Source organism: Microbulbifer jejuensis, from assembly GCF_047289955.1.
GTDB lineage: Bacteria > Pseudomonadota > Gammaproteobacteria > Pseudomonadales > Cellvibrionaceae > Microbulbifer.
In genome coordinates this window covers 46105-58695 of the sequence record NZ_JBLBUB010000031.1, presented here as the reverse complement: position 1 = coordinate 58695, position 12591 = coordinate 46105, and the positions used below count along the sequence as shown (strand labels likewise).

Genomic DNA, 12591 nt, shown 5'->3' with positions numbered 1-12591 from the left:
TCAGGGGGAGGTTGATGCAGTGGTATGCGATTTAAATAACCGCCCAAGGAAAACATTAGGCTTTGAAACACCAGAAGATTTAATGGATAATTACTTGGCGGCACAAGCCGCATAAATGGTATGCACTTCAAGGTTGAATCCGCGATTATCGAATAGCGGATGAGGTTCAAATTGAGTGTTTGATGAAATCGTATTCTACATTGTTTCCTTGGGGGGATTCTCTCGCAGATATTAAAGTTATTGGTGATTGGATGTCATTAGATACTGAAAGCTCCCCTAAAACAGTAAATGGTTTAAGGTGTCTGTTTTTCTTTGCCTGGACCTCATCAGATTTTCAAATCAAAGGTGAATCTGAAAAGAAAATGTATGAGAGTTTAAACATCGAAGGAAGCAAGGTTATTAAATCTGGCGGAGCCGAGTTTTGGCCCTGGCAGAATTATGGTCAAGAAAGCGCATTTTGCTTACCTAGCTCACGGACACCATCGTCGACCTTAGGAGATGGCCTGGCTGTTGGGCGAGTTACGGCTCACATTTCCGAGCTAAAAAATGATTATTTTCGGACTTTTGGGAATTAATATCTTAAATTTAGAATTTATCGCCAGAGGCCACGACATTTCGCTTTCAAACTCGATCAATTCCGGTGGAATTACCTAACCATTCAAAGGGTTGTTCAGAAGGGAACTCAACACATAAAAGGACTCGCATTCCTTGATAGTGGAGGTATTTGATGGTTAGAGAGTACGCGTAAGTCCGGCGAACCCGACTTAACTGTGATGGTTCTGTTGCAAACATGTCTTATAGGGCATTTTATGTGACTTTCAGTGCCATGGTTTTAGGCTTTCTCGTTCTGAAAATGCTCTTCGGGCATAGGTGAGCAGTTTTTGTTTGGTAGGAGGATACTGAGCTAAGTGAGGCGGGGATGTATAAGTTTTAAAGGAGCTGATAGGGGAAGTCTTGGGCCAGAGAAGAGTTAAGAGGTGGTGATATTTTCTACAAGTACAAGCGAGTAATGTGCGGCCAAGTTTGCTTGCCTATGTAAGCATAACCTGGCCAAAGCGGCCACATTATGGTTTCAATACTATATTGGATGCAATGCTAATGAAAATGGTGGGCCTTCCCAGACTTGAACTGGGGACCTACCGATTATGAGTCGGGTGCTCTAACCAACTGAGCTAAAGGCCCATTTTCACTATGATAACCGTTTCCGTATCCGGTCCATGCAGGGCGATGCGGATGCGCATACAACACCGCTTGCACAGATTGTAGCAAACGGCAGGCAAAGTACTCGATTTCCCTTTTTAAATCAATGTCTTTGTTGCAAGGATTTTCCTGTATGCGGGGTTGCTGATGGTATTGTCCGGGGTTTGGTTTTTTGCCTCGCTGAAGGGATGTGTATTTTGGGGTGTGTGCTTGCTAAGAGCAGAAAATCTTCGCTTCCTCTTCTTGCTTCCCTGTCCCGACAGGCGTTATGCCGTCGGTACGCCGGTGTTTTCGGGAGGTGGGTGAATAGTGGTATGTGCGTTCTATTTCAGAGCGACAGCTTTGGCAGCAATATGCAGCACCACACCAAAAAGGCCAACAACAGGGTAATGGCGACGGCGGCGGAGCCGGTGTCTTTTGCCATCTTTGCCAGGGGGTGCCGCTCTGGGCCAATGCGATCCACGGTAGCCTCTATGGCGCTGTTGATCAGCTCCAGGGGAAGTACCAGCAGAGTAGCGGCGATCAGAATCGCGCGCTCAGCGGGTGTTTCTCCGGCCCATAGGGCGAATGGAGCCAGTATGAGAGCGAGGAGCACCTCCAGGCGAAAAGCTTCCTCGTTGCGCCAGGCGGCGACCAGGCCCTGCACCGAGTAGTCGGTGGCATCGATCAAGCGCGCAATACCTTTCTTGCCCGGTTTGTTGGCGAACTCTTCATGCATGGTGCTCTCCAGGAATCCCTAGGCCCCTCGCGGGCAGTTGTGATTGTGCCATAGTAAAAAGCCCGGTCGAAACCGGGCCTTTGACTAGCGCTTACTCGTCGAGGAAGCTGCGAAGGTGTTCTGATCGCGACGGATGTCGTAGCTTGCGCAGTGCCTTGGCCTCGATCTGACGGATACGTTCGCGGGTTACATCAAACTGTTTGCCCACCTCTTCCAGGGTGTGGTCGGTGTTCATGTCGATACCGAAGCGCATACGCAGTACCTTGGCCTCCCGCGCGGTCAGGCCGGAAAGCACGCAGCGGGTGGCGTCGTGCAGACCGGTCTGGGTGGCAGTGTCCACCGGTGAGGACTCGTTCTGGTCTTCGATAAAATCACCCAGATGCGAATCTTCGTCGTCACCGATGGGCGTTTCCATGGAAATGGGTTCCTTGGCGATCTTGAGGACCTTGCGTACCTTGTCCTCCGGCATCTCCATGCGCTCACCCAGTTCTTCCGGTGTGGGTTCGCGGCCCATTTCCTGCAGCATCTGGCGGCTGATGCGATTGAGTTTGTTGATGGTCTCAATCATGTGTACCGGGATACGGATGGTACGCGCCTGGTCTGCGATGGAGCGGGTAATGGCCTGGCGAATCCACCAAGTGGCGTAGGTGGAGAACTTGTAGCCGCGGCGGTATTCGAACTTGTCCACCGCTTTCATCAGGCCGATATTGCCCTCCTGGATCAGGTCCAGAAACTGCAGGCCGCGATTGGTGTACTTCTTGGCAATAGAGATCACCAGGCGGAGATTGGCTTCCACCATTTCCTTCTTGGCGCGGCGCGAGCGGGCCTCGCCGATAGACATGCGGCGGTTGATTTCCTTGATCTGGCCGATTTCAAGGCCGGCGCGTTCCTGGCACTGGGCCAGCTTGCGCTGGGCGCGGGTAATGTCGTCCACTACGTGGCGCAGGGCGTCGGAGTAGTCGCGTTTTTTCTTGATGATTGCGGGAATCCAGCCTTCGTTGATCTCGTTGCCGGGGAATTCCTTCACAAACGTCTTGCGCGGCATACGGGCACGTTTGATGCACAGGTTCATGACGAGGCGTTCCTGCTCACGCACATTGTCGCGAATGTAGCGTACCTCGCCATAGAGGGGGTCGAACTGGCGTGGTGCCAGTTTGAAGTAGCGGAAAACCTCCCCGACAGCTTCGAGGGCCTTGCCGGCTTCCTTGGAGCTGCGACCGTGGGTTTCTATCGCGGCATCAGCGGCTTTTTTTGCCGTGATCAGGGCGTTCATGCGCTCGGCCAGCTCTTCGGGGTCGATGCCGCCAACGTTTTCCTCTTCCTCGTCGGTGCTTTCGCTGCTGTTGCTGGTGATGGCGTCTGCGGCTTGGCCGGCCTGTGCCCCTGGTGGTACTTCTTCGGCGGGATTCAGCCAGCCGGAGATCACGTCCGGGACACGGCGTTCCTCTTTCCCGATCAGGACATATTCGCTAATGATCCGCTCAACGGCGCCGGGCCAGTAGGCGAGGGCGGCCATCAGTTCTCGCAGGCCCTCTTCGATACGCTTGGCAATGGCGATCTCGCCCTCGCGCGTGAGCAGCTCAACAGTGCCCATTTCGCGCATATACATGCGTACCGGATCGGTGGTGCGGCCTACATCGGACTCCACCGCGGCCAGTGCGGCGGCCGCCTCGGCGGCCGCGATCTCATCTGCGGAGCTGTCGCCTTCGGCCATCAACAACTCTTCGGCATCGGGGGCCTTTTCGAAGACCTTGATGCCCATATCGTTGATCATGCCAATAATGTCTTCCACCTGATCGGGATCGGAAATATCTTCCGGCAGATGGTCATTTACCTCGGCATAGGTGAGATAGCCCTGTTCTTTACCGCGGGCGATCAGATCCTTAATGCGGGAGGTCTGCTGCTGGGTTTTGTCGGTCATGCACAACCCTGAATTCTGGGGATGAAAATACGGGACAAAGACGCGGGATTATAGCGTATTTGCATTAGCAATAACCACTCCGGCTGTCAAGTGACGGCGTTGGTGTGTGGCGTGGGTCGCTTGTGGTTCCCAATCCCGTCCGCTGGTGGGGGGTGTGAATATAGTGTTCAGCCTGTAGTTTTCAAGGGCATAGTGCCGATTAATTGTGTTTTCTTCGCCAATTGGCCAACAGTGCCAGTTGCTCTTCTGTGCTCAGCTGGGTGTCACTTTTCAATTGGGCCAGTAGGCCGCGGTTGTGCTGCCTGCTGGCGGACTCCTCCAGGCGCTTCAGGCAGTCGCTGAACTCAAGGTGTGGATCGTACTCCAGGTTGCTGTCGCCTTGGGCCAATTGGTGTATACCGGATACCAGCGGGGACATAGCGAGTTTGGCCAGGATGTCGCAGGAGTCGGCTCCGTGGTGGGCGCGCCAGTAGCCGAGTAACTGGTTCAGGTTGTATTCGGGGCGGTCCCTGAGTAGCGTCACCAACTGGGCGAACAGCGCCAGGTCGGGGTCGCTGCTCGCGCGAAAGCGCTCCAGATCCTCGATTTGGGCACACAGCCGTGGGTGGTGCAGGAGCAGGGCGATCAACATGCGTTCCGGCGGCAGGCGGTATTGGCCACTGCGGCGCGGGCTGTCCCCTTCCTGTGGGGCGATCTCCTCCAGATAGGGGTTGCTCTCCCGTGGCCAGGGCTCCGGTGCTGTTCGGTGTTGGGTATCCTGGCTGGATTCTTGCGGCGTCTTGGGCGCCTGCCCGGTGGCGGCGTGCTGGGATTGGGCGCTGTGTGCCTTTTCCGTGCGGATCACCTCCTGCAGGGTCTCCCTGTCAAGACCGGTGCGCGAGGCCAGCTGCTGGAACATTAGTTGGCGGTAGACCCCTTCCGGCAGCTGATCCAGCAGGGGTGCGGCCAGCTTGGACAGACGCGCGCGGCCGTCCATGGTCTGCAGGTTGATGTCCTCGCTGAGCAGGTCGAAGAGAAAGTCTTCCAGCGGCAGGGCCTGTGCTTGCATTAATTGCTGGAAGCGTTCCCCGCCCAGTTGGCGTACCAGGGTGTCCGGGTCTTCCCCTTCTGGCAGCAACAGGAAGCGCAGGCTGCGCCCGTCCTGCATCTGCGGCAGGGCGGATTCCAGCGCGCGACGGGCGGCGGCGCGGCCGGCGCGGTCGCCATCAAAGCAAAACAGCAGCTCGGCGGTGTGGCGGAAAGCCAGCTGGATATGCTCCTCGCCACAGGCGGTGCCCAGAGTGGCCACAGCACAGCGGATGTCGAACTGTGCCAGCGCCACCACATCCATATAACCCTCTACCACAATCAGGCGATCTAAATTGCGGTTGGCCTGGCGCGCCTCCCACAGGCCGTAGAGTTCACGGCCCTTGTGAAAGATCGGGGTTTCCGGCGAGTTCAGGTACTTGGGCTTTTCGTCCCCCAGTACCCGCCCGCCAAAGGCGATAGCGCGGCCGCGCTGGTCGCGGATCGGAAAGATAATGCGGTTGCGGAAACGGTCGTAGTGGTGTCGCGCGCCGGGTTTGGTGTTGCCATCGTTGTCCTGGCGGCGAATGGCCAGGCCCGCCAGCTCCAGCTGATCGGCTTTCTGCGGGGAGTCCGCCAGGGTGTTGAGTAAATTGTCCCAGCCCGGTGGTGCCAGGCCGATACCGAAATCGCGGGCAATCTCGCCAGATAAGCCGCGATTGCGCAGGTAGGCCACGGCGTTGCCGGCGGCGGGATGGCTGCGCAGCTGTGCGCAATAGTAGTCGGCGGCCTTTTCCGTGAGCTGGTAGAGGGATTGGCTCTCCCGCTGGCGTTTCTCCTGGCCCGGCGCCGGCTGCTCGCGGGGCACCTCGAGGCCGCGGGTTGCCGCCAGCTTTTCCACCGCCTCGGGGAAGGGGAGGCGGTCGTACTCCATCAAAAAACCAATGGCGTTGCCGTTGGCACCACAGCCAAAACAATAGTAGAACTGCTTGTCCGGGCTCACAGTAAAAGACGGTGTTTTTTCGTCGTGGAAGGGGCAGCAGGCGGCGTAGTTCTTACCGGTTTTGCGCAGTTTGACCCGGCTGTCCACCAGCTCGACGATATCTGCCCGGGCGAGTAGATCGTCGATAAAGGACTGGGGGATCTTGCTGGGCACAGCGCTCTCCGTTTCGGGATCAGCCCAACTGGGCTTTGACCTGTTTGCTCACCGCACCCATATCCGCGCGGCCCTGCACTTGCGGTTTTACCTGGGCGATGACCTTACCCATATCCGCCATGCTGCTGGCGCCAGTATCCTGAACGGCGGAAGTGACGATCTCGTTGATCTCGGCTTCGCTCAATTGCCTGGGCAGAAACTCCTGGATTACCTCGATCTCGGCCTGCTCCACCGCTGCCAGCTCGGTGCGACCGGCCTTTTCAAACTGGGTAATGGAGTCGCGGCGCTGCTTGATCATTTTGTCCAGCAGGGCGAGGATGCGGGCATCGTCCAGGTCGATGCGCTCATCCACTTCTACCCGCTTGATCTCGGCATTGATCAGGCGCAGGGTGGCCAGGCGCTTCTTGTCACGCGCTTTCATTGCGTCTTTGGTGGCCTGGGTCAGGGTGTCCTTGAGAGTGCTCATAGTGCGTGTTCCGGGATTGGAATTAGAGATGCTGGGTGCTAAGGATAGCGCGTCCGTGGCCTGGGGAGAATGCGGTTGACAAAATGAAAAACGGCGCGCGAGTATCACTCGCACGCCGTTTGCTAGGGTACCGCCAAGAGGCTTGGCCCATTCGGCTGCCCCGTGGCGACAGACTGAATGCTGTCTGCGACTCTTATCTTAGTAGAGGCGTTGGAATTTGCGGTTTTCGCGCTGAAGCTTCTTGGCGTGGCGCTTCACAGCGGCAGCGGCTTTGCGCTTGCGTACTGCCGTTGGTTTCTCGTAGAACTCGCGGCGACGTACTTCAGACAGTACGCCTGCTTTTTCACAGGAGCGCTTGAAGCGACGCAGGGCGATATCAAAAGGTTCGTTGTCTTTGAGTCGTACAGAGGGCATAGAATACCTGTTAAAATTCGTTTCTCTCGGCCATTCCGGCAATACTCCCGCAGTTGCATCCGGTGGCCGGTTCACAGCGAGGGCGCAAATTCTAAACACTCCCCCGCAGGATCGCAACCCCATTTTCCAGTATGATAACGACCCCTCGAAGTAGTCACGGGTATAAGATCAGGTGCGTGTTCTTGGTATAGAAACTTCCTGCGATGAAACTGGCGTCGCTATCTACGATTCAGCCTCCGGCCTGCTCGGCCACGCCCTGTTCAGCCAGGTGGACTTGCACGCTGATTATGGTGGCGTAGTCCCTGAACTGGCGAGTCGCGATCATGTGCGCAAGCTGCTGCCCCTGGTGCGCCAGGTTATGGCAAAGACGAACACCAAACCCTCGGACCTGGACGGCGTGGCCTATACCGCTGGCCCCGGTTTGGTCGGCGCCCTGATGGTGGGGGCCTGTGCCGGCCGTGCCCTGGCCTATGGCTGGGACATACCCGCGGTGGCGGTGCACCATATGGAGGGCCATCTATTGGCCCCGATGTTGGAGGAGAATCCGCCCGCTTTTCCCTTTGTGGCTCTGCTGGTCTCCGGTGGCCACACCCAGTTGGTAGAAGTGCGCGGTCTCGGTGACTATGAGCTGATGGGGGAGTCCCTGGATGACGCTGCCGGTGAGGCTTTCGACAAGGCGGCCAAGATGTTGGACCTGGATTACCCCGGCGGCCCGCGTCTGGCGGCCCTGGCTGAGAAAGGCGATCCCAGACGCTTTACTTTCCCGCGCCCTATGACTGATCGACCGGGCCTGGACTTCAGTTTCTCAGGTCTAAAGACTTTTACCCTGACTACCGTGCGCCGGCACGCCCTTGACAATGGCCTGCCGGACGAGCAGACCTGCGCGGATATCGCCGCGGCCTTTCAGGAAGCGGTGGTGGATACATTGGTGATTAAATGTCGTCGCGCGATTAAAGCGTCCGGGTACAAAACGCTGGTGATTGCCGGTGGGGTTTCCGCCAATCAGCGGTTGCGCGAGTGCCTGGAAACGAGCCTGCGCAAAGGCGGTGTCAGTGTTTACTATCCACGGCATGAATTCTGTACCGATAATGGCGCGATGATTGCCTATGCGGGCAGCCTGCGCCTGAAGGCAGGAGAGCAAGCCGGTCTGGCAGTGGATGTGCGCCCGCGCTGGCCCATGACCGAATTGCCCAAGACCGAACTTTAAACATGGGCAGGACATCCTGGCAGTAGAAAGAAAAGAGCCGATAGATGGATATTGTTTTTATACGGGATTTAAAGGTGGATACCATTATTGGTATTTACGACTGGGAGCGGGAAGTGCGTCAGACGGTCAGTGTCGACCTGGAGATGGCTTTCGATATCAGCGAAGCGGCGCGCACAGATAATATCGAGTACACGCTCAACTATAAAGCGGTGGCCAAGCGCCTGATCGCCTTTATTGAGAGTAGTGAGTTCCTGCTGGTGGAAACCATGGCGGAACAGGCCGCTGCTATTGTGCAAAAGGAGTTTTCCGTGATCTGGTTGCGTCTGCGCTTATCCAAACCCGGTGCTGTGCGTGGTTCCCAGGATGTCGGTGTTATTATTGAGCGCGGCGAAAGGCCAATAAAAGGGGCAGCAGCGATGTCTGCGGGAGTGTAAACGTGGCTCAGGTGTATCTCAGCCTTGGCAGTAATGTCAATCGCGCGCAACATATTCACGCGGCGCTGGACGCGCTGGCCGGGCAGTTTGGCGAGTTGCAGGTATCCCGCGTTTTCGAGAGTGAGGCGGTGGGATTCCAGGGGGATAACTTTTATAACCTGGTGGTGGGCCTGCGTACAAACCTGCCGGTGGGGCAGCTGGCGCTCTGCCTGCGTGGAATCGAGGATGCCAATGGCCGCCTGCGCGCGGGTCCCAGGTTCAGTGCGCGCACCCTGGATATCGATATCCTCACCTACGATAACCTCACAGGCACGGTCGATGGGGTAAAACTGCCGCGGGGTGAGATCGTAAAAAATGCCTTTGTATTACAACCTTTGGCAGAGATAGCCCCGCAAACCGTTCACCCGATCGAGGAGAAGACTTTCCGCCAGTTGTGGAGTGAATATGATCAGGCTTCGCAGAAGTTGTGGCCGGTGGCATTTACCTGGCCTTAATGGCGAACTTGTCAGAGAAACCTAAAAAGCAGCCACCGGGCTGCTTTTTTGTTTTTGTGGGCGTCATAAAACCTTTGGTTTACTGGAGCCACTCGGCAATCGTATCAATATATTCTGGTGGCAGTATATGCTCTCCGGGAAATACATGGTGCCGCTTGTTGTTTGCATTAATAAGCTCAAATAGCACCCTGTTTTCCTCTTCTGTTGCAAATTCGTCGTTATCGGCTGTGATTAATAGAAGGTCCTGAGCCTGGCTATGAGCGATCAGATTTATCGGTGCCACTGCGGTGTTGTCAAGTTGAGGAGGGACCATACCGATAACTTTTTGAGTGCGCGGCCAACGGTGATCAGGTCGAAATCCTGATTGTCCATGCGCCGAGTCAGCTTGCCCAGGTCGGTTGGGTTGGCCGGACCGCCCTTGGCTGAGTTTTACTATTCCTGACTTTTGGATAACAGCCGGATAATGTCCAGGGTCTTGCCCGGCTCCCAGCGCATGGCAGAGACCATGCCGTGCATAGCCAGCAGGCGCCGGTCGAGATCCTTTCTGTCGCGAAGCTTTTGCAATTTTTCTCTGGCCTTTTCATAGCCCTGTTGTTCATAGGCCAGCAGCAATTCGACGGTTTGTTCCGCAGGGGTTATCTGGCGGGGACGCGGTGTGTAACCCATAGCCTCTACCATACGCTCGGCTGCCAGCCAGGTGGACCAGGGGTTCTGGCCGGTAATGAGTTGGCCATCCACACTGACCTGCTCCAGATAGGCGGGCCCACTCTGGAAAATTGCACCCTGTTCGCGCAGGCGATCTTCCAGCAGAAAGGGAAACCGTTGCGCGGCATCGGGAATAAGAAACAGCTCTTCCTCATTGGTGAAAGCGCTGATTTGGCGGCCGGCGATAAGTGGCTCGCCATTGTCCAGGGTGACATTGGCGAGCGCTGCCGGTCCATGGCAAACGGCACCAATGACCTTGCCGTTTTTATGGAAGTCCCGCACCAGGGTTTGGATATCGGTATTATCGGGAAAATCAAACATGGTGCCCTTACCACCGACAAAAAATATGGCCTGGTAGTCCCCGGCGGATACCTGATCAATGGGAATACTGTTATCTACCTTTTGCTGTGCTTCCCGATCATTGAGAAAAGCATAATCGAAAGGTCCCATATCGCCTTTATCAATCAACGCAGGCGGTTTACCACCTTTGGGACTGGCAATATCCACGACAAATCCATTGGCTGTAAATACATAGTAGGGGCGGGCCAGTTCCGTCAACTCATAGCCGGTGGATTTAGTGGAGTTACCCATCACCTCTGTGCTGGTGACTACAGCCAGCACTTTGCCCCGTTTTACATCGGTTCCTTGTTGTAAATAGCGCAGTTCACTGGCTGTTGTATTGGAAAAGTCCTGTTCCTGTGGAGGGATTAAGCCCTTAATCCAGATGATAAAGGTAAAGCAAGCGCCACAGATGACAGCGAGTGAAATAAGTATTTTCTTCAACATGTCGATTTCCAAAAATTGTAATGAAAGGTGTAAATCTTTCGGGTTGTCCACCTAACACTTGGAAGAGTAAGGGGTGGCAGGTGAAATCCCGGTGAGATAGTTGCTAAAAGGAGCAATTGTTTGGTTTATGGCTGTTTTCTTAACAGTAGCCCGCATTGATAAGTGTTTTGTTGGCACAGAACCGCAATTTCCCAGCCCAGAGCTGCACAAATTCTTTTTGCCAGAAATAAACCTTGACCGATACCTTTGCTGCCTTCTCTTTTTTGGCCGGACAGAAACGTCTTTTCCGTATCGAGTACAGTATCTATGGGGTTTTCAAACAATAGGGTATTTCCTTTGGTATAAATTCTCAGTTCGGGCCGGGATGCATGTTGTAGGGCATTGCCGATCAGGTTGTTGAATAGTAATGATACGAGATGGCGATTGGCCAGGATCTCCTGGTCGTTTTCTATTGTTATCTGTATCTGGAAATTTTCTTGAATAATGTTTTGATGCTGTGTCAGGAGACGCTCTTCCAATAAGGGCCGTAACCTAAGGTACTCCGTTTGCAGGGATTCCGACCGGGCCAGGGCCAGCAGTGTCGATACCGTTGCCTCCATCCCGGTAACCGTTTGTAACAGTTCGGTCTTTTCACAAGCCGTCATTGCCCGGTTTTGGCTGAGCGTCAGGGTGCCTTTGAGAATGGTCAGGGCCGTGCGGAATTCGTGGCTGGTATCGCGGGTGAATTCAGCCTCCCTCTGTAGTGCCTGTTTGAGCTGATTGATGGTGCTTTCCAGGATAAATGCCAGATAGCCGATTTCATCCTTGTCATCACTGTGGGGCAGGGATATCTGCGTATCGCGGCTTCTTTGCTGTTTAACCACTTCCGCCAGGGCAATAACCGGGGCGATGGTTTTGCGGGAAATACGGTAGGCACAGTGAAGTGCGAATAGTAATGTCAAGGCGCATGCGCTGCCAAAGAGCCAGAGTAACCGGGTCGATTGTCGCGTGACAGCGATCAGTTCACTGACTTCGGCGGCGAGAATTGCGGAGCTGTTATCAGGCAAATGTACCCTACGCAGGTGAAAGTGATGGTCTGAATCACTGAACCACTCGGCTTTCTCGGCGTTGTTTGGCAGTGCGCTGAGTAATTCAGTGGGGATTGCCTGGCCTTCGGTGTACAGCTTGAGATAGGGTAGGCGTGGTTTCGGTGGAAAACCGGTGATTTGCGTCTGTCGTTTAATATAGCGGACCTCACCTTCAAGTAAATTGTCGAGAATATGGTCTTCAATCACATAGGCTGCCAACAGGCAGAGTGCAAAAAATACCACGCAGAGCAGTAGGGTAAAACTGCCAAAAATTGCAAAGACTCTTTTTTGCAGTTTACTGATTCTGTGCACTTGAGGTTTCCAATTGGTATCCCAGGTTGGTAATGGTTTTCAGCATGGGCGTCTTAAATGGTTTGTCCAATGCCTGACGCAGGCTGTAGATATGGGATTTTAGTGCGTCAGTTTCCGGTGGGTCGTCGCCCCAGATATGGTGAATGAGTGCCGAGCGGCTCACGGGGGCCGGTGAAGCCTGGGCGAGCAGGGTGAGAATACGGAATCCGATAGAGGTCAGCACCAATGGTTTCTTGTCTCTACACGCGGTCTGTTGGCGATGGCATATTTGCAGGTCGCCGATCTGAATTTTATCATTGGTATGCAACTGGTGCCTGCGGGCCAGGGCGCGGCAGCGCAGGATTAATTCCCGTGGGTCGAAGGGCTTGCACAGGTAGTCGTCAGCGCCCACACCAAAGCCATGCTCTTTATCAGAGATGGCGTCGCGAGCGGTGAGCATCAATACCGGTATATTCACCGGCGCCTCCGCTTTAATCTTCTTACACACCTCCAGGCCATCCATATCGGGCAGGCCCAGATCGAGAAGAACCAGGTCGAAGATCTGCTCTAGCGCCAGCTGCATCCCCTGGCGGCCGCAGTGGGAAAAATCCATTCGCCAGCCTTCAGCTTGTAAAAACTCGGCAACCTGTCGGGCAATGACAGGGTTGTCTTCTATCAGCAGTATTTTCAGTGGGTGCATGGGAGTGTCTCGTGTGGCAAAGAAAGT

At 55.1% G+C, this 12591-nt stretch carries 12 protein-coding genes and 1 tRNA gene; 4 read left to right on the top strand and 9 right to left on the bottom strand.

What is annotated here, in order from left to right:
* Positions 1-182: 182 nt before the first annotated feature.
* Positions 183-575: a hypothetical protein gene (locus ACL7TT_RS17640; RefSeq protein ID WP_413397373.1), complete on the top strand. Its 393-nt coding sequence runs from the start codon at positions 183-185 to the stop codon at positions 573-575.
* Between the two features lie 530 nt (positions 576-1105).
* On the opposite strand, the gene ACL7TT_RS17635 is transcribed toward ACL7TT_RS17640, so the two are convergent.
* The 6 genes from ACL7TT_RS17635 to rpsU form a co-directional block, all read right to left on the bottom strand.
* Positions 1106-1182 (bottom strand) — tRNA-Ile (locus ACL7TT_RS17635).
* A gap of 346 nt (positions 1183-1528) precedes the next feature.
* Positions 1529-1918 carry a diacylglycerol kinase gene (locus ACL7TT_RS17630; protein WP_413397371.1) on the bottom strand — a complete coding sequence of 130 codons (390 nt, stop codon included), beginning with the start codon at positions 1916-1918 and terminating at the stop codon, positions 1529-1531.
* A gap of 91 nt (positions 1919-2009) precedes the next feature.
* A complete protein-coding gene (rpoD, locus tag ACL7TT_RS17625; RefSeq protein WP_413397370.1) occupies positions 2010-3839 on the bottom strand; it encodes an RNA polymerase sigma factor RpoD in 1830 nt (609 codons plus the stop codon).
* 199 nt (positions 3840-4038) lie between these two features.
* Positions 4039-6000 (bottom strand): DNA primase, encoded by a 1962-nt coding sequence (gene dnaG, locus ACL7TT_RS17620; protein ID WP_413397368.1) that lies wholly within the window; start codon positions 5998-6000, stop codon positions 4039-4041.
* 19 nt (positions 6001-6019) lie between these two features.
* Positions 6020-6466, bottom strand: coding sequence for a GatB/YqeY domain-containing protein (locus ACL7TT_RS17615; RefSeq protein ID WP_299942608.1), 447 nt, complete (start codon positions 6464-6466; stop codon positions 6020-6022).
* A 198-nt stretch (positions 6467-6664) separates the two neighbouring features.
* Positions 6665-6880, bottom strand: a complete 216-nt coding sequence (gene rpsU / locus ACL7TT_RS17610) for a 30S ribosomal protein S21 (protein WP_183461320.1) — start codon at positions 6878-6880, stop codon at positions 6665-6667.
* A 172-nt stretch (positions 6881-7052) separates the two neighbouring features.
* Here rpsU and tsaD point away from each other — a divergent pair, with 172 nt between their 5' ends.
* The 3 genes from tsaD to folK are packed head-to-tail and all read left to right on the top strand — an operon-like array spanning position 7053 to position 9015.
* Positions 7053-8087 carry a tRNA (adenosine(37)-N6)-threonylcarbamoyltransferase complex transferase subunit TsaD gene (gene tsaD, locus ACL7TT_RS17605; protein WP_413397366.1) on the top strand — a complete coding sequence of 345 codons (1035 nt, stop codon included), beginning with the start codon at positions 7053-7055 and terminating at the stop codon, positions 8085-8087.
* A 44-nt stretch (positions 8088-8131) separates the two neighbouring features.
* Entirely contained in the window at positions 8132-8521 is a 390-nt protein-coding gene (folB, locus tag ACL7TT_RS17600; RefSeq protein ID WP_413397364.1) for a dihydroneopterin aldolase, read from the top strand.
* Between the two features lie 2 nt (positions 8522-8523).
* On the top strand, positions 8524-9015 hold the full coding sequence (gene folK, locus ACL7TT_RS17595; protein ID WP_299942616.1) for a 2-amino-4-hydroxy-6-hydroxymethyldihydropteridine diphosphokinase: 492 nt from the start codon (positions 8524-8526) through the stop codon (positions 9013-9015).
* A gap of 432 nt (positions 9016-9447) precedes the next feature.
* On the opposite strand, the gene ACL7TT_RS17590 is transcribed toward folK, so the two are convergent.
* The 3 genes from ACL7TT_RS17590 to ACL7TT_RS17580 form a co-directional block, all read right to left on the bottom strand.
* Positions 9448-10506 carry a type 1 glutamine amidotransferase domain-containing protein gene (locus tag ACL7TT_RS17590; protein WP_413397362.1) on the bottom strand — a complete coding sequence of 353 codons (1059 nt, stop codon included), beginning with the start codon at positions 10504-10506 and terminating at the stop codon, positions 9448-9450.
* Between the two features lie 125 nt (positions 10507-10631).
* A complete protein-coding gene (locus ACL7TT_RS17585; RefSeq protein ID WP_413397360.1) occupies positions 10632-11885 on the bottom strand; it encodes a sensor histidine kinase in 1254 nt (417 codons plus the stop codon).
* On the bottom strand, positions 11869-12564 hold the full coding sequence (locus ACL7TT_RS17580; protein ID WP_413397358.1) for a response regulator transcription factor: 696 nt from the start codon (positions 12562-12564) through the stop codon (positions 11869-11871). Before ACL7TT_RS17580 ends, ACL7TT_RS17585 begins: the two co-directional genes overlap by 17 nt.
* Positions 12565-12591: the final 27 nt, after the last annotated feature.

What these genes read in the sequence shown, in the direction of transcription:
- rpsU (WP_183461320.1), bottom strand. Translation starts at nt 6,880, where the DNA reads ATGCCCTCTGTACGACTCAAAGACAACGAACCTTTTGATATCGCCCTG.
- ACL7TT_RS17640 (WP_413397373.1), top strand. Translation starts at nt 183, where the DNA reads ATGAAATCGTATTCTACATTGTTTCCTTGGGGGGATTCTCTCGCAGAT.
- folB (WP_413397364.1), top strand. Translation starts at nt 8,132, where the DNA reads ATGGATATTGTTTTTATACGGGATTTAAAGGTGGATACCATTATTGGT.
- ACL7TT_RS17615 (WP_299942608.1), bottom strand. Translation starts at nt 6,466, where the DNA reads ATGAGCACTCTCAAGGACACCCTGACCCAGGCCACCAAAGACGCAATG.
- ACL7TT_RS17630 (WP_413397371.1), bottom strand. Translation starts at nt 1,918, where the DNA reads ATGCATGAAGAGTTCGCCAACAAACCGGGCAAGAAAGGTATTGCGCGC.
- ACL7TT_RS17580 (WP_413397358.1), bottom strand. Translation starts at nt 12,564, where the DNA reads ATGCACCCACTGAAAATACTGCTGATAGAAGACAACCCTGTCATTGCC.
- ACL7TT_RS17590 (WP_413397362.1), bottom strand. Translation starts at nt 10,506, where the DNA reads ATGTTGAAGAAAATACTTATTTCACTCGCTGTCATCTGTGGCGCTTGC.
- rpoD (WP_413397370.1), bottom strand. Translation starts at nt 3,839, where the DNA reads ATGACCGACAAAACCCAGCAGCAGACCTCCCGCATTAAGGATCTGATC.